Origin of the sequence: Sphingobium sp. ZW T5_29 (genome assembly GCF_044987515.1) — a bacterium.
GTDB lineage: Bacteria > Pseudomonadota > Alphaproteobacteria > Sphingomonadales > Sphingomonadaceae > Sphingobium.
Genome location: NZ_JBJDRM010000002.1, coordinates 114,653 through 140,407, shown reverse-complemented (window position 1 = coordinate 140,407; position 25,755 = coordinate 114,653). Strand labels below are relative to the sequence as shown.

16 protein-coding genes are annotated in these 25,755 nt (G+C 63.1%); 5 read left to right on the top strand and 11 right to left on the bottom strand.

All coding sequences use genetic code 11. The features are described 5' to 3' along the window. Positions 1–47 precede the first annotated feature (47 nt). Complete coding sequence (uvrB, locus tag ACI3KQ_RS02025; RefSeq protein ID WP_404954294.1) at positions 48–2,231, top strand: excinuclease ABC subunit UvrB; 2,184 nt, start codon at positions 48–50, stop codon at positions 2,229–2,231. A 130-nt stretch (positions 2,232–2,361) separates the two neighbouring features. Next, positions 2,362–4,899, top strand: coding sequence for a TonB-dependent receptor (locus ACI3KQ_RS02020; protein WP_404954292.1), 2,538 nt, complete (start codon positions 2,362–2,364; stop codon positions 4,897–4,899). Positions 4,900–5,100: 201 nt separating this feature from the next. Here the strand turns inward: ACI3KQ_RS02020 and ACI3KQ_RS02015 are convergent, their stop codons facing one another. From ACI3KQ_RS02015 to ACI3KQ_RS01965, 11 genes are all read right to left on the bottom strand, one after another. Beyond that, positions 5,101–7,716, bottom strand: a complete 2,616-nt coding sequence (locus tag ACI3KQ_RS02015) for an EAL domain-containing protein (RefSeq protein ID WP_404954290.1) — start codon at positions 7,714–7,716, stop codon at positions 5,101–5,103. Positions 7,717–7,940: 224 nt separating this feature from the next. Then, the gene (locus ACI3KQ_RS02010; protein WP_404954288.1) at positions 7,941–10,445 is read right to left on the bottom strand and encodes a TonB-dependent receptor; all 2,505 of its coding nucleotides are present in this window, start codon (positions 10,443–10,445) and stop codon (positions 7,941–7,943) included. A gap of 284 nt (positions 10,446–10,729) precedes the next feature. Then, positions 10,730–11,563: a helix-turn-helix domain-containing protein gene (locus ACI3KQ_RS02005; RefSeq protein WP_404954286.1), complete on the bottom strand. Its 834-nt coding sequence runs from the start codon at positions 11,561–11,563 to the stop codon at positions 10,730–10,732. 143 nt (positions 11,564–11,706) lie between these two features. Then, a complete protein-coding gene (locus ACI3KQ_RS02000) occupies positions 11,707–12,513 on the bottom strand; it encodes an SDR family NAD(P)-dependent oxidoreductase (RefSeq protein ID WP_404954284.1) in 807 nt (268 codons plus the stop codon). A gap of 13 nt (positions 12,514–12,526) precedes the next feature. After that, on the bottom strand, positions 12,527–14,017 hold the full coding sequence (locus ACI3KQ_RS01995; RefSeq protein ID WP_404954282.1) for a class I adenylate-forming enzyme family protein: 1,491 nt from the start codon (positions 14,015–14,017) through the stop codon (positions 12,527–12,529). Next, on the bottom strand, positions 14,017–15,207 hold the full coding sequence (locus tag ACI3KQ_RS01990; RefSeq protein WP_404954280.1) for an amidohydrolase family protein: 1,191 nt from the start codon (positions 15,205–15,207) through the stop codon (positions 14,017–14,019). The genes ACI3KQ_RS01995 and ACI3KQ_RS01990 overlap by 1 nt, the downstream gene beginning before the upstream one ends. A gap of 90 nt (positions 15,208–15,297) precedes the next feature. Continuing rightward, positions 15,298–16,155: an alpha/beta hydrolase fold domain-containing protein gene (locus ACI3KQ_RS01985; protein WP_404954278.1), complete on the bottom strand. Its 858-nt coding sequence runs from the start codon at positions 16,153–16,155 to the stop codon at positions 15,298–15,300. A 2-nt stretch (positions 16,156–16,157) separates the two neighbouring features. Continuing rightward, positions 16,158–17,249 carry an alcohol dehydrogenase catalytic domain-containing protein gene (locus ACI3KQ_RS01980; RefSeq protein ID WP_404954276.1) on the bottom strand — a complete coding sequence of 364 codons (1,092 nt, stop codon included), beginning with the start codon at positions 17,247–17,249 and terminating at the stop codon, positions 16,158–16,160. A gap of 51 nt (positions 17,250–17,300) precedes the next feature. Continuing rightward, the gene (locus ACI3KQ_RS01975) at positions 17,301–19,193 is read right to left on the bottom strand and encodes a flavin-containing monooxygenase (protein WP_404954274.1); all 1,893 of its coding nucleotides are present in this window, start codon (positions 19,191–19,193) and stop codon (positions 17,301–17,303) included. Between the two features lie 127 nt (positions 19,194–19,320). Beyond that, a complete protein-coding gene (locus ACI3KQ_RS01970; RefSeq protein WP_404954272.1) occupies positions 19,321–20,112 on the bottom strand; it encodes an enoyl-CoA hydratase-related protein in 792 nt (263 codons plus the stop codon). Beyond that, positions 20,109–20,924 carry an enoyl-CoA hydratase gene (locus ACI3KQ_RS01965; RefSeq protein ID WP_404954270.1) on the bottom strand — a complete coding sequence of 272 codons (816 nt, stop codon included), beginning with the start codon at positions 20,922–20,924 and terminating at the stop codon, positions 20,109–20,111. Before ACI3KQ_RS01965 ends, ACI3KQ_RS01970 begins: the two co-directional genes overlap by 4 nt. A 155-nt stretch (positions 20,925–21,079) precedes the next feature. Here ACI3KQ_RS01965 and ACI3KQ_RS01960 point away from each other — a divergent pair, with 155 nt between their 5' ends. The 3 genes from ACI3KQ_RS01960 (at position 21,080) to ACI3KQ_RS01950 (ending at position 25,693) form a co-directional block, all read left to right on the top strand. Continuing rightward, positions 21,080–23,167: an acyl-CoA dehydrogenase family protein gene (locus tag ACI3KQ_RS01960; RefSeq protein ID WP_404954268.1), complete on the top strand. Its 2,088-nt coding sequence runs from the start codon at positions 21,080–21,082 to the stop codon at positions 23,165–23,167. 124 nt (positions 23,168–23,291) lie between these two features. Then, on the top strand, positions 23,292–24,656 hold the full coding sequence (locus ACI3KQ_RS01955; protein WP_404954266.1) for a spinster family MFS transporter: 1,365 nt from the start codon (positions 23,292–23,294) through the stop codon (positions 24,654–24,656). A gap of 107 nt (positions 24,657–24,763) precedes the next feature. Then, the gene (locus ACI3KQ_RS01950) at positions 24,764–25,693 is read left to right on the top strand and encodes a phytanoyl-CoA dioxygenase family protein (RefSeq protein ID WP_404954264.1); all 930 of its coding nucleotides are present in this window, start codon (positions 24,764–24,766) and stop codon (positions 25,691–25,693) included. Positions 25,694–25,755: the final 62 nt, after the last annotated feature.

Genomic DNA, 25,755 nt, shown 5'->3' with positions numbered 1-25,755 from the left:
ATCCTCCCTGTTGCACCCCTTGATCAGGGGAACCATATCAAGCGGCGATGACAATTCAAATCCGCACCACCCTGGACGAGCCGGAGACCGGCGAAGGCTTCGTCCCGCATCGTCCCGCGCGCCCCGACAAGAGCGAGGGCGGCAGGCCGTTCAAGCTGGTTTCGGAATATGAACCGGCCGGCGACCAGCCAACGGCGATCGCCGAACTGGTGGACCAGGCGCTGGCGGGCGAAAAGGATCAGGTACTGCTGGGCGTCACAGGGTCGGGCAAGACATTCACCATGGCCAAGGTGATCGAGGCGTTGCAGCGCCCCGCTTTGGTGCTGGCCCCGAACAAGATCCTGGCGGCGCAGCTTTACGGCGAATTCAAAAGCTTTTTCCCCGAAAATGCCGTCGAATATTTTGTCAGCTATTATGACTATTACCAGCCCGAAGCCTATGTCGCGCGGTCCGACACCTATATTGAAAAGGAAAGTTCGGTAAACGAAAGCATCGACCGGATGCGCCATTCGGCCACCCGCGCGTTGTTGGAACGGGACGACGTCATCATCGTCGCGTCCGTGTCCTGCCTGTATGGCATCGGGTCGGTCGAAACCTATTCGGCCATGACCTTTTCGATGAAGAAGGGCCAGGTCGAGGACCAGCGCGAAATCATCCGCAAGCTCGTCGCGCTTCAGTACAAGCGCAATGATGCAGGCTTTGCGCGCGGCAATTTCCGGGTGAAGGGCGACAATCTGGAAATATTCCCGTCTCATTATGAAGACACCGCCTGGCGCGTCAGCTTCTTTGGCAATGAGATTGAGGAGATTGTCGAATTCGATCCGCTGACCGGCAAGAAGATCGCCAGCCTGGACTATGTGAAGGTTTTCCCGAACAGCCACCATGTCACGCCCGGCCCGACGTTGAAGCAGGCGATGGAGGCGATCCGGTTTGAACTGACGGAACGGCTGAAGGAGCTGGTTGGCGAGGGTAAGCTGCTGGAGGCGCAGCGGCTGGAGCAGCGGACCAACTTCGACCTGGAGATGATCGCCGCCACCGGGTCGTGCGCGGGTATCGAAAATTACAGCCGGTTCCTGACCGGCCGCCTGCCGGGCGAACCGCCGCCGACGCTGTTTGAATATCTGCCCGAAAACGCCCTGCTGTTCGTGGACGAAAGCCATCAGACCGTCCCGCAGATCGGCGCGATGGCGCGCGGGGACCATCGGCGCAAGATCACTTTGGCCGAATATGGATTTCGCCTGCCCAGCTGCATCGACAACCGGCCCCTGCGGTTCAACGAATGGGACGCGATGCGGCCGCAGACGGTCAGCGTGTCGGCGACGCCCGGACCATGGGAAATGGAGCAGACCGGCGGCAGCTTTTCCGAACAGGTCATTCGCCCCACCGGCCTGATCGACCCGCCGGTCGAGATAAAGCCGGTCGAGGATCAGGTGGACGACCTGATCAACGAATGCCGCAAGGTCGCCGCGCAAGGCTATCGCACGCTGGTGACGACGCTGACCAAGCGGATGGCCGAGGACCTGACCGAGTTCATGCACGAGGCGGGGATCAAGGTCCGCTACATGCATAGCGACGTCGAGACGCTGGAACGGATCGAGTTGATCCGCGACCTGCGGCTGGGCGTTTATGACGTGCTGATCGGCATCAACCTGCTGCGCGAGGGGCTGGATATTCCCGAATGCGGGCTGGTGGCGATACTGGATGCCGACAAGGAAGGGTTTCTGCGGTCGGAAACGTCGCTGATCCAGACCATCGGGCGGGCGGCGCGCAATGTGGACGGGCGGGTGATCCTGTATGCCGACCGCATCACCGGCAGCATGGAACGCGCGCTGAACGAAACCGGTCGCCGCCGGGAGAAACAGCAGGCCTATAATCTGGAACATGGCATCACGCCGACGACCATCAAGCGCAATATCGGCGACATCATTGCCCATGTCGCGAGCAGGGATCAGGTCACGGTCGACACCGGCATCGACGACCGACCCCATCTGGTCGGCCACAATCTGCGCGCCTATATCGAGGATCTGGAGAAGAAGATGCGCGCCGCCGCCGCCGACCTGGAGTTCGAGGAGGCAGGCCGCATCCGCGACGAAATCCGCAAGCTGGAGGCCGAGGAACTGGGCCTGCCCGCAGACCAGCAGGTTGCCGCACCAAGAGGGCGCGCAACGGAGGGGAAGCCGGGCACGCGCAAGTTGCGCTATGGCAAGACGCAGCGCAAGTTCGGGCGTTAAGCTGAGCCGCTGCGGGCTGTATAAGCAGGCGCATTTACATTTTGCGACAAAACTGTCCTGGACTTGCCAGATTTTTGCGACAACTCGCCCCTAAGGGTCAATCCGTGAAGATTGGTTGAAGGGGTAATTTGTGAGCCGTTCCACGTCGTTTCTGCTGTTGTCGTTGATGATAAGCTGCGCGCCCACGGCGCTGATCGCGCAGACACAGGATGCCAAGGGTCCGCCTGTGGAAATGGACGACGGCGAGGAAATCATCGTCACCGGCCAGCCGCAGCGCGGCGCGGTCATCGGCAATATCAAGCCCGAACAGCAGTTGTCGCCAGCCGATGTCCGCGCGCTGGGCGTGACATCCATCGCGGAAATGATCACCGAACTGTCGCCCCAGACCAATGGCGATCCAGTGGTCCTGCTGAACGGCAAACGCATATCCAGCTTTTCCGAAATTCAGGACATTCCGTCGGAAGCCGTGGCGCGGGTCGACATCCTGCCCGAACAGGTGGCCCTGTCCTACGGCTATGCCCCCACGCAGAAAGTGGTGAATATCGTCCTGCGCCAGCGTTTTCGCGCGGAAACGGCAGACCTGCGCGCCGGGACGACGACCGATGGCGGGCGGGAAAACGGGATTGTCGAAGGCGGGCTGCTGCGGATCAGCGGCGACAACCGGCTGACGGTCAATGTGAAATACAGCGCCGCCGCTTCGCTGCTGGAAAGCCAGCGCGGCATCGACCCGCAGCCCGTCAGCCCGGCATTTGTCGATCCCACGCGCTTTCGGACGCTCAGCCCGGCGACGGAGAGTGTTTCGGCCAACGCGACCCTGGCCCGCGCGCTGGGCGGCGTGTCGATGACGGTGAACGGCCGGGTGGAATTGTCGGAGAGCGACTCGCTTCAGGGCATTTCCTCCACCGCGCTGGCGCAATTGGCGGGGATGCCGACATGGCCCTTCATCGACGATGGCCTGTATCGCGACATCATCGAAGCGGGCAGGCTGGACCAGCAGATACGCGGGACGACCGGCCATCTGGGCCTGACGCTGAACGGGCAGCTGGGCGGCGGATGGCAATGGTCGCTGACCGGCAATGGCGACATTTCGGATACGCGGACCCGGACGGAACGGTCATCCGGCACCGACCGGGCCAGCGCGAAGTCGCAGGCGGTGATGGGCGACCTGCTGCTGTCAGGCCCGGTTACGGAATTGCCAGCGGGCACCGTGACCAGCACGGTTCGGCTGGGCGCGTCGGCGAACGGATTTGATGGATGGTCGATCCGCAACGGCACGGAACGACAGACCAGCTATGACCGGCAGATCGGCAGCGGTCAGGTCAGTCTGGACGTACCGCTGACCAGCAAGGCGCGCGGGGTGCTGGGCGCGGTGGGCGACATTGGCGTCAATGTGAATGCGGGCATTCAGCAGCTTTCCGACTTCGGCACGCTGTCCACCCTGGGATATGGCATGCGCTGGCGGCCCATCCCCGCCGTGCAATTGCTGGTATCGGCCAATCAGGACCGCGCCGCCCCGACCGGCAACCAGATCAACGATCCCGAAATATCGACGCCCAATGTGTCGGTGTTCGATTATCAAACGGGCGAAACCGTGTTCGTGACGCGTATCACCGGGGGCAATGGGGCGTTGAAGGAAAGCGTGCGCGACCAGTTCCGCCTGAGTGCCACGATCAAGCCTTTTGACAAGCCCGACCTGACGCTGACCGCGACTTATCTGAATAGCCGGACGACCAATCCGATTGCCGCTTTCCCCGAACCCACTCCGGCCATCGAGGATGCCTTCCCGGATCGTTTCGTGCGCGATGAAGATAACCGGCTGACCCAGATCAACGCCCGTCCCATTAATTTCCTGCGGTCGCAGAGCGAGCAGTTGCGCTGGGGTTTCAACCTGTCGATCCCGATTAAGTCGCGCATCCAGAAACTGGCTGAAGCGTGGCGGGCGGCGGGCGCCAGGCCAGAGGACCGGCCCAGGGAACTGCAGGACATGCGCGCGCTGTTCGGGAATCGCGGACAGGGCGGCAGACGGGGTGAGCAGGCGGGCGGACCGGAATCTGGATCGCAACCCGAACAGCATGGCGGCGAGCGGCCCCATGGCGAAGGCGGCTTTGACGGTTCGCGCGGACCCGGCGGCGGAAGGCCGGGCGGCGGCGGACGCTTTGGCGGCGGTCGTGGCGGCGGTGGCGGCGGACGCCTGAGCTTCAATATCTATCATACGTGGCATTTCACCGAGAATGTCCTGATCGCACCCGGCGTGGCGGAGCTGGACCTGTTGAACGGCGATGCGACGGGATCATCGGGCGGCCAGCCCCGGCATGAGATCGAGGCGCGCGTTGGCTATACCAATAATGGCCTTGGCGCGCGGCTGGGGGTCGATTGGGAAAGCGGCACGCATGTCGATGGCGCACTGGGTGGCGCGTCGCGGCTGGACTTCGGCAGTCTGGCGACAGCCAACCTGCGCCTGTTCGCCAATCTGGGCCAAATGCCCAGCCTGGTGCGGAGCCACCCCTTCCTGCGGGGTACACGCATATCGATCGGCATCGACAATATATTCAATACGCGCCGGGAGGTTAGGGACGCCAGTGGCGGAACCCCGCTGCGTTACCAGCCGGGCTATCTGGACCCGCTGGGGCGGCGGATCAGCATATCCTTCCGCAAGCTGTTCTTTTAGAGCATCGTGAATGGATGCGATAACAAAACCAGAGCGCGCAACCTCCGATTAAACGCGGCACGCTCCAGAGCATGATCCGATCATCCTGAATCGGACATGCTCTACTGGCCTTTGATTTTCCGCATTTTCCGAGTCAGCAGATGATGCCATCTGCTTAGAAAATGCTCTGGGCGGATCGACCAGCCCCTGCGCTGGTCAGGTTCAGGAGGCGAGCGAACGGGGTTGTGGGCGTAGGGCCGACAGGTTGATCGCTCCGGTGAATTCCACCCCCATGCGGTCATCCTGCGCCCATTGCGCGATGGCGTTCACCGTCAATGTGTCGCTGAATTCTATCGCGAACAGGGTGCCTTCGGGTACGTTCCACAGCCCTTCCACCAGCGCGCCGGTTGACGAAATATTGCGGATGCGCCCGGTATAGACATGGCCGTCATGATGCACGTTGACGGTACGCAGCATCGTCTTGCGTTCCGGGCGGCTGGACCGGTATCCTTCCGCCAGCGCCACGGCGCCATGAATGCGCTGCCGTTCCAGCACGTCCTGCATTTCAAGCGGGCGGCCATAGACATAGCCCTGGATATGGCTGCAACCCAATTGCCGGATCAGCGCCAGTTCGTCCTGCGTTTCCGCGCCCTCTGCCGTGGTGTCCATGCCCAGTGCTTCGGCCAGGTTCACGATTGCCTTGATAATCGCGCCGTTGCGGCTGTTTTCCGCCACCGCGCCGCGCACAAAGCTCTGGTCGATCTTGATCTTGTCGAACGGAGATTTTTTCAGATAGCCCAGCGAGGAATAGCCGGTGCCGAAATCGTCGAGCGCGAGCCGGACGCCCAATGACTTGAGCCGGGCGAAGGTCGCGTCGGTCCCATCGTCATCGTTCAGGAACACGCTTTCGGTGATTTCCAGTTCCAGCCGTTCAGGCGCCAGTTGCGACGCGGCCAGCGCGCTCATGACCAGTGATGGCAGGCCCGGACTGGCAAACTGGATCGGGGAAACATTCACCGCCACCCGAAGGTCGTCGATCCATTGCGTGGCGTCACGGCAGGCGGTGCGCAGCACCCATTCCCCCAGCGGCCCGATCAAGCCGCTTTCTTCCGCGATCGGTATGAACAGCGCGGGGGAAATCGCCCCGCGGACCGGATGATTCCAGCGCAGCAGGGCCTCATATCCGGTGATCCTTTCGGTCCTGGACGACACGACTGGCTGATAGACGAGGTACAGGGCGTCCGATGCAAGCGCGTGGCGCAAATCTTCTTCCAGCTGGCGGCGGTCTTCCGCATTGGCGTGCATTTCGCTGGAATAGAAACGATGGATGCCGCGCCCGTCGCCTTTGGCCGCGTATAGCGCCAGATCGGCATTGCGGATCAGCGCGTCGGCGGTGACGCCATCCTGCGGGCAGGCCGAAATGCCGATCGACGCGCCGATCACGACCACCGTGCCTTCGACGGAATAGGGGCGCGACAAGGTCACGATGATAGTCCGCGCTATCTGCTCAATCGCGTTGCGGTCGTGATGGCCGGGCAGCAATATCTTGAACTCGTCGCCACCCTGTCGCCCGACAAGCCCGCGACTGCCCACGACATCCAGCAGCCGCTGGCTCACCTGCCGCAACAAGGCATCGCCAGCAGGATGACCCAAAGTGTCGTTGACCGATTTGAACCGGTCGAGGTCCAGCAGCATCAGCGTGCATTCGCTGGCGCGATCACTCCGCGACCCGGCCACAGCCTCTTCCAGAGATCGCAGCATCTGCACGCGATTGGCGAGACCGGTCAGCGAGTCGAACTGGGCGAGCTGCTGCACTTCCGCCTGGCTGCGGCGCATCGCGGTCAGGTCGGCGCCGCTGCCGCGAAAGCCGTGAAACTGGCCATATTCATTGAATACCGGCTGGCCCGAAATGGACCACCAGCGATCATCCGGCGTCATCGCCGCCCGCACGGTGATTTCCGAAAATCCGGTCCTGGCCGACAGGTGAAATCCTACCGTCCGTTCGCCTGTGTCATGCTGATGATCGCCATTGCCGATCAGGTCGGTCAGCCGCCGTCCGATCATCCCACCCTGCGGCACGCCTTCCAGCGTGTCGACGAGCGTTCCTGAAATATAGCTGAGGCAGCCGCGCCGGTCGGTTTCCCAGAACCAGCCATGGCCAGATTGTTCATATTCCTGGAGCAGCCGGTCCGATCGCTGCGCCCGCAAATCCTGTTGATGCAGAGCGATCGCCCTGTCGCGATCCGCCTTAGCCTGGCGGATCGCCGCGATCAGCATGACCGCGATGCAACTGATAAGCAGGCCGATCTGGGCAAAGGGCGCCTGCTGGATCAACGACACGGCGAGCGTCCCGAGGAAATAGCTGACACTCAGCAGCCGCCGGTCACCGAATATGCAGACGGCCAGAAGCGCAATGGCCATTTCCGCCGCAAGGGTGGCTGAAACGGGGCCGATGAAAATGGCGGGGCCAAGCAGCAGGCTGAAAGTCAGGCTGGACAGGAACAGCAGCCCCAGCATGATCCATTTCTGCACATGCGGTCGCTGGCCCTGGAACCGGACTCCCCTGGGCGCGACCATCGTCGCGCCGTCGATCAACAGCATGGCAGCAAGGGTTGCGGCGTGCGCCGGGTCACCGGGTCGGTACAGGGCGATATGAAGCAGGCCGAAGGTGCAAAGCTTTGCCAGCAGGATGAGCGGCCACAGACGCGCGATATGATTGAACGCGCCCGAAATCCAGAAGGGCGATACTTCGGTTCCATCCTCCGCGATTCCCAGCGCAGCCGCCAGGTTGATCGGCCACGACTGAACGTCGGTCAGCTTTGTACGGGAAGGAACCATGTTTTCCGCGTAACGTGCACAAGTTGAAAGAGAATTACCGTCCGCCAGCGATCTGCCTGATCCAGATCAAGTCCGGTTACGCCACGCTGCATCGGATGCACGGGCCACCACCCAAAGTCGGTGCCGATGCTTCACCTTGATCGAACGAAAAAGGAGCAGCCACATCACATGGCTGCTCCTCCTTCAGTTCGGCCAGGCGCGCTTGCGGCGTGCCCGGAAGAATATCACCACTTCATGTTGGCGGTGATGCCGAATTCACGCGGGGCGGTGACATTGACCGAGCGGTAGCCTGAGCTGAACGTGCTCCCAAGGAGAGCGTTCACCTGACCCTCACCACCCGCAATATTGCTGATCCGCTTCTGGTTGAGCAGATTGCGGGCAAAAGCGGTCAGTTCCCATTTCGCCTCTGGACCGCGCAGGCCGACGAACAGGTTGACCTGCTGACGGCTCCGATAGTCATATTGCACGCGTTCCGAATAGAAGCCTGGACGATAGGTCATAAGACCACGGACGAAGGGCGTATATTCACCCACAGGGAAGCGCACTTCGGTATTGGCGGTCAGCCCGAAATCGGGCGTTTCCGCCAGTCGGCCGTTGGTGCGGCAGAAGCTGACATTGCCGGCGCCAGTGACGCGCGGCGCTCCGGTCTGGTTGGGCGTGCCGGTGCCTGCAAAGTCGTTGCAGGGCACCAGCGCGTTGCTGAAGCGCGCGCGGGTATAGGATGCCGAGACGTTGAAATCCCAGTTGTCCGTCGGGCGTCCGTCAATCGTGACTTCGATCCCCTTCACCTTGGCAGGGGTGTTATAGTTGAAGTCGAACGCGCCATTGGTCGCCGGGACGTCCGTCGCATTGTTGATCGGCGGGCCGCCGGGGGAACAGGTTCCTTGAACATCGGGGCAGTTGTAGAAAATGCCCGTGAAGCGGCTGAGGAAACCGTCAAACTCCTGATAAAAAGCGGCGGCGGTGAAGTTCAAGCGACGGTCAAAGGCCGACCCCTTGATGCCGATTTCGTATGAATCGGTCTTTTCCGGGTTGGTTCGGATCAGGTCGTTGGAGATGCCTGCCGGAACGGCTACGCCCGTGCTGCCCGAACGGAAGGCATGGCCATAGGCGGCATAGACGTTAAGGTTGTCGCTGATGGCATAGTTGACGTTGATGCCGCCCGTAAACGGCTTGTCCGTGTTGCTGCGCAGCGAAGCCGGGATGATTTCGTCAGGGCCGCTGTTCACGTCGCCGGTCAAGGTCAGCAGCGTGGAATCAACCTGCTTGCGGATCGTGTAGCGAATACCGCCTTCGATGGTCAGCCCCCCGGTCTTGTAGCGCAGATTGGCATTGAAAGATGCGATCTTGGAGTTAACCGGCACCTCCACCAATGTCCCGATGTTCAAGATATTGGGGATGGGGAACGGCGTCAGGTCGTTAGGCCCGGCGCAGGGAAAGCCGATCGCTACGCAGGGCACCGGATTGAAAGACCCAGGATCTGCCGCATACCAGAATTGCGACGCATCCTGATCTACAGTCGTCGTTCCTGTCTGCTTTGAAAAAAAGGCGCCCACACCCCAGCCGAAGCCTTCCCTATTGTTCGACTGCCAGCGCAATTCCGCCGTATCGACATAATAGGGCGTCTGGACACTGGAATATTGAACATAGCCGGGGATGGCGTTGTTCGCGTCGAGATCGCGATTGGTCTGCAGCTTGGTGAACTGATGCGCTGCCACGAGTGACACAGTAGACCAGCCCAGGTCGAGGTCGGCTGCAAGGTTGATGAGGTGCGTCCGGTTTCTGGTACGGAAGCCGCCTTCCTGAACCGAAGCATAGTCGGTCGGGTCAAGCGCGGGCCCGGAACGGATGGTGGTGTCGGGAATGAAGATGCCGCCCAGCGTTGCCGTCGGCACGGCGGAAAAAGGCGTGTTGCCCGGACCGAACGACTGGGTGAACTGGTTATTGTCGTTCTGCAGAAACTGATAGGTCAGATAGCTGGTGAAATTTTCCGTCGGACGAAAGCCCACGGTAATCCGCGCGCTTTGGGTGCGTCCGTAGGAACGTTCGTCCCTGGGAAGGTTGCGGACATGATTGATGCGGTTGCCATCGACCAGCCCGGCGACCCGGATCGACAATTTTTCATTGAAGGGCAGCGTGGTTGCGAGTTGCACATTGTAACCGCCCCGATCGGTCGCGGTCACCTGGCCAAAGCCTTCGATCGCATCGAAGCCGGGGCGGCGGGTGCGGATGGTGATGGACCCTGCAGGGGCGGATATGCCACGCAGCAGGCCCTGTGGACCGCGCAGGATTTCAATCTGCTCGATGTCGTACATCGCCGTGAATGCGGTCTGCGCGTCTGTCGGAATTTCGTTGAAGTAAAGCTGCACCGCCGGGTCGGTGCCCTGGTCGGGATCGAACGTTATGCCGCGCAATGTCGTGGTGTTGTTACGGCCCGTCGTGTTGGTCAGCTCAAGGCCCGGTGCGAGCTGGGCGACGTCCTTTACGTCGAAAATGTTGAATTTTTCGAGCTGCTCGCCAGTCGCGACATTGACCGACATGGATACTTCCTGAAGGCGTTCCTGCCTGCGGGTTGCGGTCACGATGATTTCGCCAAGGTTATTTTCGGATGCCTGCTGCTGCGGTGTCCCGCCTGCGGTCGATGAAGACCCTTCCTGCGCGAAAGCTGGCACGGCAAGCGCAGCCCCGGCGATGCCGACCAATAGCGCGGCACGGATTCCTGCTGACATATCCTCTCCCCTTTTTAACGATAGCACCATTATTTCGGAGCCATCCCAGCAACCGCGCCCAGCTGATATAATCCGCAAAAGTGTCGAGGAGTGGCCCAACACTTCAAAATTCGCAGACTTCCAGCCTGTTACGAAGTCATCTGGAAGCTATACCGGATGACATTCGGCAAGGAAGATGCATTTTTGTGTCAGTCATGCACAAACCATCATTTCCACTGTTGCGGAAATCACCTTGCTGAAGATTGACGATGGGGCGCCCGCCGATAGAGAATAGTGGGGACTGCCTACTGAATGCTGGCCGCCTGATGCTGCCCATCGCGGTGCCGGTAAATGACCGACCGCATCGTCGCCAGCATGTGGCGCACGTCATTATCGTTGCAGAACAGCGGATCGCCCACCACCCCAATGGCATAGGATGCGACCGCATGGGGCATGCGCAACGGCATGGCGATGGAATCGACCGGGATCGCCGCCTTGCGCCGACACAGGGCAAATCCCCTGGTGCGGGTATTGGCGATGCGATCCACCAGCGTTTTCATGAGCGCCGGTCCCTTTGGCCCCAGCCCCAGCCGTTGCGTCCGCGCCGCAAGCTGGACGATGGCGACGTTGGACTGTTGCGCCAGCATGGCTGCGGCAAAGTTGGTGGACGGCCGCCAGCTGTCCTGGTCGAAACAGATCAATTCGTTGCGATACACCGGCGGATCATCGGTTGCGACCCACGCGCCGGACACTTCGGCCACGCTTTCGACCCAGCAATCATTCTGCTGCGTCAGGAACACCGTGGCCCCGGTTTCGCGCTGCATGTCCTTCATGATGCGGTCGATGTGGCCGCCGCCAAAAAAGCTGTTCTGTATCGAAATGGCGTTGGCCACGATCTTGTAGGACGGCGAATAGAGTTTCGACGAGGGATTGTAGCTGAGGTAGCCAGAATGGGCGAGCGTGCGGAGGATTTCGTCCGCGCTGGAATTGGGCATGCCCAGCGCCTCGCTGATTTCAATCGTACGCGCGGGCACACGCGAGCGCATGAAATATTCGATCACCTCAAGCGTGCGCAGGCAGGATTTCACGCCGCCGCGTCCTCGCGATCGTTCCTCGCCCGCTTCGATTTGACGACCCATCGCACCCTCCTGCCTAGCCTTTGCGCCCACTCGATTCTGGTCGAATGCGGCATTTTGGAAGGCACGATCCTATTCCCCGGCGTTCATCGATTCAAGCTGCCCGACTAGCCTGCCGCCGTTACCCGGTTTCAGCGGCGATCCGGCTATCCATTGCTGGTCTTGACCGCCATCACGCGCGGGTCGAAATGATTGGCCGCCATCCATCCACCATCGACAAACAGGGTGTGGCCAGTGACATAGTCCGACAGGCTGGACGCCAGGAACAGGACGCCGCCCGCCACGTCGCGGGTCGTCCCCGCTCGCCCGATGGGCAGCACGCTTTCTGCCATCAAGCGGCGCGACTGTTCGGTTTCGGGCAGGCGCGGCGTGGCGATGCTGCCCGGCGCGATGGCGTTGGCGCGAATGCCGTGGCGGCCCCATTCCGCCGCCATCGATTTGACCAGATGCATCAGGCCCGCCTTCGCCGCGCCATAGGGCGCGTGCATCGGCGATCCCACCGCTCCATCGACGGAGCCGATGCAGATCAGCGAGCCGGGCACGCCGCGTTCGATCATCGAAGCGGCGACGGCGCGGGCCGTGACGAAGAAATAGCGCAGGTTGCGGGACTGGTCATAATCCCATTCGTCCAGTGTCACCTCCAGCAACGGCTTGAACAACGCCTGTCCGACAATCGTCACCAGAATGTCCAGCCCGCCCAGCGCGGACTGCGCGTCGGCGACGGCGTTGCGCACCGCGACCTCATCCAGAATATCCGCTTCGATCGGTACGCCGTTGCGACCCAATGCGCGGACCTGGCCCGCGACTTCGTCGGCCCGTTCCAGCACGCTGTCCAGCACGGCAATGTCGCACCCCGCCTGCGCCAGCAGCAGCGCGCTCGCTTCGCCCATGCCACGGCCACCGCCGACGATCAGCGCCTTTTTGCCGTCCAGACCCAGCAGCGAATCCATCATTCGTCTTCCTTCTTCACGGGGCCACGTCGAACATCTTCTTCACGTCCATCAGGCTGATTTTAAGCGATGGCGTGCGTGGCAAGGCGTCGACGATCAACATTTGCGTGGGCACGTGGGTCGGTGGCAGTTCGGCGCGCAGATATGCGATCAGCATTTCCCCATCCACCGCTGGTGCGTTGCGGCTGAGTTCGACAGCAGCCACCGGCACGGCCCCCAGCCTGGCGTCGGGAATGCCGACGACCGCCGCATCGACCACGGCGGGATGCTGGCGCAGCACGTCCACGACGCGTTCGGGCAGGATCTTGAACCCGCCCCGCACGATGGCGCCATCATGGCGGCCACGATGAAAGACATATCCGTCCGCGTCGATCATCACCAGATCGGTGGTGCGCACCCAATCGGGGCGAACGGACGGGCAATGGACTTCCAGCAAGCCTTCGGTCCCGCGCGCAACTTCCACCCCGGTTTCCGGGTCGATCGCCCTGACCGCCACGCCGGGCATCGGCAGGCCCGTACTCCCGCGCTTCGCCTCCCCGGCCTGTGCGCGCATCTGCGGCGTCCAGCGGATGATGGTGCCGCAAAATTCGGTGGCGCCCATGCCCCACAGGATCGGCAGGCCGTAGCGCTGTTCGAACCTGTCCTGAAGGTCCGGGTCGAGATAGGCGGACCCGCCTGAAACGCTTTTGACGCTCGCCATGTCCGCAACCGGAACCTGTGCATCCATGATCATCGCGATGGCGGTCGGATTAAGGCCCAGAGTGTCGGGCCGGTGGCGGCGCAGGGCGTCGACCAGTCCCTCGACCGTGAAACGCTCCATCAGGACGAGCGGGGTGTTGTTGACCGCTGCGCCCGTCAACAGACAGACCCCGCCTACGCCGCCCAGGGGCCAGATATTGATCTGAACCGAGGGAGCCTGATCAGCCTCCGCTCCCGGCGCGCTCATGACCGCGCGCTCCAGCAGCTTGAGCGGCATGGGAATGCGCTTTGGCATGCCGGTGGTCCCACTGGAAAGCACTTCGATGCCGCCTTCGGGCAGGCTGTCGTCGAAGGTGGCACGCCTGCACCGTTCCAGCCCGGCAAGAAAAGCGGGTTCGCCGTCGATGTCGCCCAGTTCGATGCCCGCGACCCCGGACTGCGCCGCCGCCGCGTGGAAGGTCGGCCAGTCCTGCGTGTCGGCCAGGATCGCGGCTGCACCCAGCGCATCGATATTTTCAGCCACGGCGGTTGCGGGCAGGAACGGATAGACGAAGCTGACCGAGCGCCGGTGCGCCAGCAGCCCGACCACCGCCGCCGCATGGGTCAGGCGGTTGCGCACGATGATGCCGACCTTTGCGGTTGGCGGGCACCCCGCCGCGTCCAGCCGCGCGATCACCGCGTTGCCATAGCGCGCGACTTCGCCCCAGCTGACCCAGCGCCCGTCAAATTCAATCGCGCGATCGTCCGCATGGTCGCGCAGGTTCGCCTGTAACCGGTCGATGACGTCGCGGTTCGCGGACAATTCCATCAGTTCCGCGCGCCTTCCAGCAATCCCTTGAGATTGGACGACATCACCATTTCCTTTTCCGCCATCGTATAATCGCCCAGTTCGTGGAGGAAATCGAGCGGATGTTCGGTTCCTTCGGGATGGGGATAGTCGCTGCCGAACAGGATGCGGTTGACCTGCATATGCTTTTTCAGCTCGCTGAAATCATCCTCCACGAACGGCGTGACGAACACATTGCGGTGAAACTGTTCCACGGGGTCGTTTTTGAACTTTTGCGGCATCTGGCCATAGACATGCTGCAACTGTTCGATCAGCGGGATCACCCATTTCGCTCCATTTTCAACGCTGACCAGCCGCACGCCGGGGAAGCGGTCGAACACTCCGCCGCAGATGATCGCGGCGATCGTGTCGGAAATGGCGCGTTCGATGATGCGCAGGCAGTTGACGAAGGGGTCGGATTCGAACGGCAGCCATTCGGCGCCGCCGGTCCACATTTCGATCAGATGGTCGTAATCGGAATTGGACGCATGGATCGATATGAAGATTCCCGCTTCCTGAATGCGTGCCCAGAACGGGTCAAAGTCCGTGAGTCCCATCGACCGCCCGCCGCGATAGCCGGGCACGGGAGACGGACGGATGCAGATGGTCCGCGCGCCCTGCCCGATCAGCCAGTCGGTTTCGGCCATCGCCCGGTCCATGTCCGCCAGCGACACGACCGGCACGCCGAAAATCCGGTTATCGCGCGCAAAGCCCCATTCCTCACTCGTCCACCGGTTCAGCGCATGGAGCGCATCGTGCAGGAACGCATGGTCGTAGCTCAGCCATTTTTCGATGACCGAAAACAGGGTCGGGAACATCAGCGCAGCGTGCACGTGGTGGCCGTCCAGCACCGCCAGCCGTTCGCTGCCCGTGCGCCAGCTTTCGGGCGGGGCGATCGGCTTTCCGGTCATCTGGCGCATGGTCAGACCATCGGGATTGTTGGCCTTGTAATAATTGACATGGGTGCCGGGGGCAGCGACCCGTTCGAATGTCGGGTTCGGGATATAGTCCGAAATCTGCCCCTTGATCGCCAGTCGCTTGCGCCCGTCGACCTCGACGAAACGAAAATCCTTATGCCATTTTTTGGGCAAATGCCGGAACAGCGCATCTTCCGGTTCATAGAAATGATTATCCGCGTCGTAGACGGGAAAGGGAAGCGTCTGGGTCGTCATCGGTCGATCTTTCGGCATGACTTGTCTGGGAATGGTCTGCTTTTCGGTCGGTCACGCCCATTGCGTCAAACGCGCGGATCGCCTTTCCGGCTACGCGGAACCTTCCGATGCGTCCGATTGCTGCGCCTTGGCGAAAGCGGCCATGGCGGCGATGGCCTCACTCGCGTGCGGCGATCCTGCCGCCATCAGCGGCCAGACATGACCCATGCCCGGTGCGACGTGCATCGTCACCCGGCGGTCGGCCAGCGCGAGTTTGCGGACGAAATCCAGCGCTTCGTCCAGCAGCACTTCCGCGCCGCCAGCCAGCACGAGCGTGGGCGGGAAATCATTGGGGTCGGCATGGATGGCGGAGACGAGCGGATCGTCAGGCGCGTGACCCTGAAGATAAAGGGCGGCGGCGTCCTGCACGGCCTGCCTTGAAAACAGGGGGTCGCGGGCCGCGTTACGATCATAGCTGTCGCGCCCTGCCCGAAGGTCCAGCATCGGCGACACCAGTATCGCGCCTGCGGGTCGCTGGCCCGCGCGCGCGGCCAGGATGCACAGCGCCGCCGCCAGTCCACCGCCCGCCGAATCGCCCGCGACAATCGTCGCTGCGGGATCGGGCAAGGCCCGGTAGACAGCCACGATGGCGTGCAGCGCGGCGGGAAATGGCTGTTCGGGCGCGAGAGGATAATAGGGCAGGATCAGCCGACGGCCCGACTGGTCGGCCAGCGCCTGCGCATAGGCGACATAGGCGGCGGGCGAGCCGAGCCGATAGCCGCCGCCGTGGATATAGAGCATGTCGCCACAGGCGGGCGTGGCGGCGGGTTCTATGCTCAGGCAGCGCACAGCGCCCAGTTCAATTTCCGGCGCATCGCCTGCGTTGGCCTTTGCCGCGCGGGCGCGTCGTTCCAGAAGGGCTTCGTCGGCGCGGTGCCCGGCCCGCAATTCCGGGAGATTCCAGTCCATGGTCACAGCAGGAACACGCCGCGCGCCAGCTTTCCTTGCTCCAGATCGTGGAAGGCGCGTTCGAAATCGTGCAGCGCGTAACGCTGCGTCACCAGTTCGTCCAGCTTCAGCTTTCCCAGCCGATATTGCGCGATATAGGTGGGAATGTCCCGATGCGGCCGCGATGCGCCGTAGCGCACGCCCATGATGCCCCGATCCACGAAGGACAGGGGACTGAGCGAGATTTCGGCCATGGTGCCCGCTGCGGTCGTGCCGACGATGAGGCAATTGCCGCCCCATCCCAGGCTGTCCATCGCGTCCCGCAGCACATGGACATTGCCGACACATTCGAACGACCAGTCGACGCCGCTGCCATGGTCTGGTGCGCCGGACGACACGATGTCCCTGATCCGTTGCGGCACATTGCCTTGCGACGCGTCGATGAAGTCGGTCGCTCCGAATTCCCGCGCCTTTTCCTCACGCGTGGGCAGCAGGTCGATTGCAATGATGCGGCTCGCCCCCGCCAGACGCAGTCCCTGCAACACGTTGAGGCCGATGCCGCCGATGCCGAATACCGCTGCCGTTTCCCCCGCCGCCACGCGGGCGCGGTTGATGACGGAACCGACGCCGGTCAGGACGCCACATCCCACGACGCAGGCGATGTCGAGGGGCACGGTCGGGTCGATCTTTACCGCCTGGTTGGACCGCACGACGGTCTTTTCAACAAAGGTGGATGTCGCCCCGAAGCTGGATACGGGCGCGCCATTGCGGTGAAAGGGTTGGGCGCGGTTGCCGTAGGACTGACGGCAATGCGTCGGCCTGCCGCTTTCGCACGGGCCGCACCGCCCGCAATTGGCCAATGTGTGCAGCGCGACATGATCGCCCACGGCAAGGTCGGTGACGCCCGCGCCCAGTTTTTCGACCACGCCCGCGCCTTCATGCCCCAGCACGGCGGGAGCAGGCCAGTCGATGGTGCCGTTGATGACGGAAATGTCGGAATGGCAGATGCCACTGGCGACGATGCGCACCAGCACCTCGCCCGCGTCCGGGTCCCTGACGTCCAGATCATCGACAAAACGGAGCTTGCCCACTCCTTCATAGATCAGGGCGCGCATTGGGCATCTCCTCCATCGTCGCTCGTTCGACCCTTGTCGTTCGCCGGGCGGTCAACTTATGTCCAAATCGTCCCAATCGACCACCGTGCACATGCGATGATAATCGGGGCTGAGCCAAGGGGCGTTCACCTGAAGTCGGCGATGCTGCCGGTTGACGTAATAATTTTTCTCGATCCCGCCCTCTGGCGTCATTTGCAGCCAGTTGGCCGCTTCGGCGTCGAGTTCGCGATTATATCGATCGAATGCGGCGGGCTTAACATCGACGCGGCCCTTGCCTTCCGCCAGCATGCGCATGACGCATTGGGCCGCATAGCTTGCCCAGATCAGCCACCATTGCGGCAGGCCGGTGCCGCCGGTCAGCGGTTGAGAATTGGGGCCGTACAGCATGAAAAAATTGGGGAATTGCGGCACCATCATCGACAGATAGGCGCGGGGACCATCGCCTGCGTCCCACATGTCATGCAGGTCCTTGCCGCCTAATCCCCTGTAGCGGGCGGGCCAGAGATATTTCAGCACGTCGAACCCGGTGGCGGCGATGACGATGTCGGCGTCGCACGCCGTGCCATCCGCCATGACAAAGCCGGTGGGCGTGAAGCGCGCGACCGATCCGGTCAGCAGGTCCACATTGTCGCGGGTCAGGGCGCGATACCAGCCATTGTCGACGACCGGGCGGCGCGACATCGGCGCATAGTCGGGGATCAGCTTTTCAATCAGATCATCCCGTCCGCCGGTTTCACGCCGGATATAGTCGGTAAGGAAGGCGCGCAGATCGTCATTAGCCTTGCTGACCTGACCACCCTGCGCCTGCCAGGCGGGATCGACCCGCTGGAGATTGTGGATGTCGAACAGGCCAGCCGTCGCGGTGTAGCGCGACCAATTCCAATATCCGGGCAGATTTTCACACAGCCAGGCAAGTTCAGGTTCAATTGGCGCGCCATATTTTTCGCGCGGGCTGATCCATTGCGGCGTGCGCTGCACGACCGTCACATGCGCGGCCTGCGCGGCGACGGCGCTCAATAGCTGCACCCCGGTCGAACCGTTACCGATCACCGCGACCCGCTTGCCCGTCAGGTCCAGTCCTTCGGGCCAGGCGGACGGGTGAACGATCTGCCCGCCAAACCCCTCCACCCCTTCAATATCAGGCAGTTGCGCATTGGCGAAGGTTCCGCAGGCCGTGATGACGACATTGGCCTCTATACGTTCATCACCTTGCGGGGTAGCGACATCCACCGTCCAGACATTGCGTGCCTGATCAAAGGCCGCGCCCTGCACGTCATGGTTGAAGCGGCTGTTCGCCATAACGCCATATTTACGCGACACATGCTGCAGATAGTCGCGCACCGCTTCGCCACGGTTGAAATATTCGGACCATGGGTAGAGCTTTTCAAAGCTATATTCATAGGTGATGGACGGCGTATCCACGCGCACATCGGGATAGCGGTTGATCGTCCAGGTGCCCCCAGCCTCCCCCTGGCGTTCCAGCAAGATGTAGGGGATGCCCAGCAATTCCATTTGCACGCCCGCCACGATCCCCGCCGGGCCGCTGCCGATAATGACGACGCGGAAATCATCGGGGATGGTCGGCCTTTCGCCCGGCCATTCGACGGCACAGGGAAAGGGCCTGAAGGCCGCCAGATCGCGCCGCGCCTCGAACTCCAGATCGGTCATTTCCTGCCCGGTGGCCATCGTCATGAGCGCTCGCAGATCGTCCTCCGGCGGTTCGGGCAGCACCGCCGGGCCAGCATTGTCCCCCAGCCAGGATGTGGCCCTATCGATCAGCAGCGCTTTCTGCGCGGCGGTCATTTGCGCGACAGGGGGCAGTTCGGCGACCTGCGCGTCACGGCTGTTGTGATACAGCGCGATCCGCACCGCGTTCAGATCAGCGACCTCTATCCCACGCCTGATAAAATCGGTGTCGGTTGCCTGCGCCGCCGTGGCCATCATGCGTCCTTATTATCCGTAAAGCGGCTGAACATGCCGCCCCTGTTCTTCTCGCGATAACAAAATTGTCCAATCGCTGTAGCGACCCGGCCCGATTTCCGCATGCGCGGAACCCGCGAGGCTGTTGCCATCAGTGACCGCGAAACCGGGGTTCGCGGCGGTCCATGAAGGCACGGGCGGCCTCTGTCGCGTCATGGGATGACAGGCTGATCTGCGCATTCGCCATCGCCTCCTGCGCCATGGTTTCTTCCAGCGCGCCGACGGCGGCGGCATTAAGGTTGCGTTTCATGGCGGCGAACGCGGCGGTCGGCCCGGCGGCGAGCTTTGCCGCAAGCGCGGCGCATTCCGTGTCGAGCCGGTCGTCGTCCACCAGCCGATTAATCAGGCCCGCCGTCAGCGCCGCCTCCCCGCTCATCGGTTCATCGAGCAGGAACATCTCCCGCGCACGCGATGCACCCAGCAGTCGGGTGAGCAGATAGCTGCCACCCGGATCGCCACAGCGTCCGGCGCTGGCAAAGGCCAGCTTGAACTTCGCCGTCGTGGACGCGATGCGCAGGTCGCAGGCCGCCGCCATCACCATCCCGCTCCCCGCGACGGGTCCACGAATGCGCGCGATCGTCGGTTTGGGCATGCGATGCAGCAGCAGGGGGATTTCGGCATGGATGGACATGCGCGCCGCCGCTTCGTCGGCCCGCATCTGTTCGGCGCGCGGCTCCTTATCCTCGCCCGACAGGTCATGTCCCGCGCAAAAGCCCCGGCCCGCCCCCGCCAGCACGACGCAGCGCACATCAGGATCGACCGCCCAGGCGCGCAACGTGGCCAGAATCTGGTCCAGCATCGCTTCGGTCAGGGCGTTCAGCCGGTCGGGACGATTGAGCGTCAGCATCGCGACGCCCCCTTCAGTCGCCGTCACTATGGTCATTTATGCGCCCTGACCTTGTCCATGCCCGCGACGATGAATTCGCCGGTCTGACCATAAGCGGACGCATGGCCCAGTTGATGAATGTCGAAACAGCTTTGCAGCGCCGCCCCCTGCCCCATGATGTCGAGCGTCTGGTTGACGGCGCGTTTGGCCATGGCCAGCGCATGGGGGTGCATCTGGGCGATCTCATCCGCCAGCGCGCGCGCCTGTGCATCCAGATCGGCGCGTGGCACGACCCGGTTCACCATGCCGCGTCGTTCCGCCTCATGCGCGTCGATGGGTCGCGCGGTGAACAGCATTTCCTTCGCCTTGCGCGCGCCCAGTTCCCATGTGTGCCCATGATATTCAACGCCGCCGATGCCCATCAGCACGACGGGGTCGGAAAAACGCGCATCGTCCGCCGCGATGATCAGGTCGCATGGCCAGGCGAGCAGCAGTCCGCCCGCTATGCATGCGCCCTGCACCGCCGCGATCGACGGTTTGGGAATGTCGCGCCAGCGCCGGGAATAGCCCAGATAATGTTTCGCTTCCCATTCATGGATGCCCAGCAGTCCACGATCGGCAATAGTGCCGCGAATGCGATTGAACGATCCTTCGCGGATCGCTTCTTCACTGACGTCGTGGCCTGCCGAAAAATGCTTGCCCTCCGCCCGCAGCAGGATGACGCGCACCGATTCATCCTCCGCCGCGCGTTCCCAGGCCGCGTTCAGCTGCGCAAGAAATGGTTCGTTCTGGGCGTTGGCCCGGTCGGCGCGGTCCAGCGTGATCGTGGCGACCCGGTCATCGACCTCGTAACGGATAAAATCTGTCATGGCACATATCTCCTGCCCTGTCGGTTGCGCGCGATCGCGGAAACGGACAGCCCTTACCCGCGCCGTTCCGCATGGTCGGAAGCACCGCGCACGAAAATTGACAGGGCCGGGTGCAGGATGGCCATGCTGATCGTTGCGAACAAGGTGGAAATGCGATGAACCTGAACTTGACCGAGCAGCAGGCCATGATGCGGGACGCTGCGCGGCGCTTTTTCGAGCGGGACGATGTGATCGCGGCGGCCCGCGCGGCAAATGGGCAGGCCGATGCCGCCCTGTGGCGAGAAGCGGCGGAAATGGGGTTCATCACCATGCGCGCGCCGCAGGACAAGGGCGGGCTGGGCATGGGGCTGATGGAGGCGACGTTGATCTGCGAGGCGGCGGGGCGTGGCGTCGCGCCCCTGCCGATCGCGGATGGGATCGCAGCCTGCAACCTGCTGGGTCATGTGGATGGCGACGCGGCGCTGGCGCTGCTGGAAGCGGCGACCGTTGCGCCGATCAGCTTCGATCCCCAGGCGGGCTGCACCCGGCTGGTGCTGGAGGGGGACGCGTTGCATGCGATTGCGGCGTCGGGGGATCGGCATCTGATCGGCAGGGGCGACGGGGTGGCCACGCTGTTCCAGGCGGCGCTGGCTGAGCTGGCACTGCTGCGCGCTGCGTGGCTGGTAGGCGCTGGGACGCGCGCGGTGGAAATGGCGGCGGCCTATGCCACCGAACGGCGGCAGTTCGATCAGCCCATCGGCGCATTTCAGGGCGTCGCCTTTCCATTGGCCGATTCGATCACCGACATGGAAGGCGCGCGCCTGCTGGTCTGGCGCACGATATGCAGCATCGCCAAGGGGCAGGCAGAGGCAGGCGCGCTGGTCGCGATGGCTGATTGGTGGAGCGCCACCGCCGCCCGGACAGCTGTGCGCCGCGCGCTGCGCGTGTTCGGCGGTTACGGCCTTTCGGTCGAATATGACATTCACCTCTATTTCCTGGCGATAGAACGAACGGCATTGGCCACAGGTGATCCGCAATCGCGGCTGGCGACGGCGGGCGAACGACTGTGGGCTGGGCAGTTGACGGCACTGCCGCAGGCGGGCGATCCGGGGATCGACACGGACTTCACCCAGGCGGAAGACGCGTTCGCCGACGACGTGCGCGCCTTTCTGGTTGAACATGTGACCGACGACGTGCGCGCTTTGGCGGAAGCGTCGCAGGACGGTCACATCCCCCAGCTGCATCGGGCGCTTGCGCAGGCGGGCCTGGCCTATCCCGACTGGCCGTCGAAATGGGGCGGGCAGGATCGCGGCCCGATGGAGGTGACGGCGCTGGGGCGCGTGTTCGAGGAATTCGGCATTTCGCGCATCCCAATCGGCTGCACCAACATGGGCGCGCGGATGGCGTTGCGGTTCGGATCGTCCGACATGCAGGCCGAAATATTGCCACGGCTGGCCGACGGATCGGCGCTGGCGTGCCTGGGCTTTACCGAGCCGGGATCGGGATCGGACATGTATGCCGCGCGCACCCGCGCCGTGCGGGACGGGGATGACTGGATCGTCACGGGCCAGAAGATGTTCACGACCGGCGCGCATATCTCAGACTATATATTGCTGCTCGCACGCACCGACCCGGACGCACCCAAGCACAAGGGCATCACCCTGTTCCTGTTTCCGATGAACCTGCCGGGCGTGACCGTCCAGCCAATCGACACGCTGCCGGACGAACGCACCAACATCACCTTCTACGACGATGTTCGCGTGCCGGACCGCTATCGGCTGGGCGAGGTGAATGGCGGGATCGCCGTGATGGGCGCGGCGATGGAGATCGAACATGGCGGTGAAGGGCTGCATATCTATCATCACAGCCTGATGGCCACGGCGCTGCAATGGGCACAAACACCCGGCCCATCGGGTGCCCGCCCAATCGAGGATGCGGCGATCCGCGTCCGGCTGGCACGGATGCGCGCCCATCTGGAGGTTGCCGACCTGATGTGCCGCCGGGTCACCTGGGCGGCGGAAACGGGTGCAATGTCCCGCGCGATCGGCCCGATGGCAAAGCTGTTCGCGACCGAAATCTATATGGAGGATGCCGCCGACATGGCGGCGCTGACTGCGCCGGGCGGATCGGCGGGGGGCGGCCCTGCGTTCGCAAAGATCGAAAAATCCTATCGCCAGTCGATTGCGCAGACCATCTACGCCGGGACCAGCGAGGTCCACAGGTCCATCATCGCCCAACATGGGCTGGGCCTGCCCCGGTCCTGAATAGGCCCGGTTGCTTCCGCATGTATGGAAAGCCGTTGTCCCGGATTGATCCGGGCCGCATCCGGCGATCCTATCAGCCTGACGGAGCGTGGCCAGACGCCGCGGCTCCATATCGGGAACGTCCATGCATCAACCAGTTTTGCCGACCGCGCCCGACGCCACCGCCATCCGCGAAGGCTGTCCCGCCGAAATGATCGATCGCGCGGCGAAACGCCACCGCACCATGATATTGTTGATGCTTACGTTCATCTACAGCCTCAACTATCTCGACCGGCAGATCGTCGTCATCCTTCAGGAACCGATCAAAGCCGATTTCGGCCTGGCCGATTGGGAATTGGGCCTGCTGACCGGCGGCGCTTTCGGCATATTCTACACCGCCATGGGGGTTCCCATCGCGCATGTGATCGACCGGGGCGTCAATCGCGTGCGGCTGATAGCAGCATTCACCGCCGCGTGGAGCGTCATGACCGCCGTCTGCGGGCTGGCGCGCGGCTTTGGTCAGTTCTTTGTCGCGCGGATGGGCGTGGGTCTGGCCGAAGCCGGTTTTACGCCTGCCGCGCATTCGCTGATTTCCGACCTGTATCCGCCACGCGAACGGTCAGCGGCGGTGGGGCTGTTCGCGGTGGGCGTGCCGGTGGGCATGATGGTGGGCATGATCGTGGGCGGCATCGTGGCGCAGGTCACTGACTGGCGCACGGCGTTGCTGGTGGCTGGCGCGCCGGGCGTGCTGGTCGCCATCCTCTTCCCCCTTATTGCCAAGGAGCCGATGCGCGGCGCGAGCGACCTGCCTGCCGAGCGCGCGAAGGATGTACCGGAGCGGCTGAGTTTTCTGGAGGGGCTGCGCATACTCGCGCGTCGCCCGGCGTTCGTCCACATCGTCGCGGGATCGGCCGCCATCGCCTTTGCCCAGATGGGCATCATGACCTGGCTTCCGTCTTTCCTGATCCGGTCGCACGGATTGAACCTGGCCGAAACGGGCATCGGCCTGGGCCTGGTCAGCGGCATCTGCGGTGCGCTGGGCACATGGTTGGGCGGGTGGCAGGGCACGCGATTTGGACGGTCGGGCCTGCATGCGGTCGTGTGGCTGCCGATCGTCGGATTGATCCTGTCCGTGCCCATATATCTGATGGTCGTCACCGTCGGCAGCGGGTCGGTCGCCCTGCTGCTGCTGATACCGTCCAGCATCGTCGGTGCGCTGTGGACCGCGCCATCGATCGCGCTGACGCAAAGCCTGGCGCCGGTGGCGATGCGCGCGCGGGCCAGCGCCGTCTATATCGTGGCGGCGAACCTGATCGGCGTGTCGATGGGGCCGCTGGTCGCGGGCGTCCTGAGCGACTGGTTCGCCGGTCTGCACGGCGGCGATGCCGCGCTGGGCCTGCGCGACGCGATGATGGTGCTAACGCTGTTCCTGTTCTGGGGCGCGGGACATTGGGTCTATGCCTCGCGCCTGCTCAAGCGGGAAGGCGAGGCAAGCGAGGTGGCGGCCTGATCGGGAAAGTGCGGGAAATGAGATGCCCACGCGCGGGGTGACTTTTCGTGCCGCGCCCTGCACTATCAGGCCAATCAACGATATCGAAATGGGCAATGGAGAGCGTGATGACGGCAGGCAGTTCGACAGGCCAGGTGATGCACGACATGAGCGTTGCGGACCCGCGCCCGGTCAAACCCCTTGAATTTGACGGCCCCCTGCCCAAGCCAACCACCGACATGGCGCAGATTAGGGCCGACCTTGACCGTGCAGGCTATGCCATTGCCGCCGGGCTGCTCACCACGAAGCAGGCGCGCGACATGCGTGACCGGCTTGCGGCGGAAATCGACCGTGAAGAAAAGATCGACGAACGGCGGGTGCGCGGTTTCTTCACCGACAATGACGATCTGAACCGGCGCATATCCGGCGCATTGCTGATCAATCGATACCGCCCGTTCCGTGACCTGCTGGAGCATGAACTGCCGCTAACGATCACGAAGGAGATATTGGGGCCGCAGACGCTGGACGAATCCTATCTGGTGCACAGCTATGGCGCAAATGTCACCCGGCCCGGCAGCGCGCAGCAGGGCATTCATCGCGACCGCAGTGGGGCCATACCGCTGAGCGCGGGGCCAGCGCAGACCCGGTTCATCTGGTGCCTGGATGATTTTGTGGAGGAAAATGGCGCCACGCGTATGGTGCCGGGCAGCCACCGCGACCTGGAGCCGCAATCCTGGACGGTCCGATATGAGTCCGTCCCGGCGGAAGCGCCCGCCGGTTCGGTCCTGATCTACACCGATATGTTGCTGCACGGCACCGGCGCGAATGTTTCGTCCGATCTGGAGCGTGCGGGCGTGATCATCGGCTATTGCCCGCCCTGGTGGAAACCGATGATCAATTTCCCCATGACCACTGACCCCGCGACGATGCAGGGTTCGTCCAAGACCATACGTCAGCTGCTGGGATATAGTTCGGTCGCGGTCGGGTTCGACGAGCCATGGACCTATGCGCCCGACGGGGTCAACGCCTTGATCGTCCCGCCCAAAATGGACTGGTAGCGCGCAGCCAGCGCGGGGTCGGAGTGCTTTGCAGCCACCCCGCCCCGCACGATCCGGTCGAT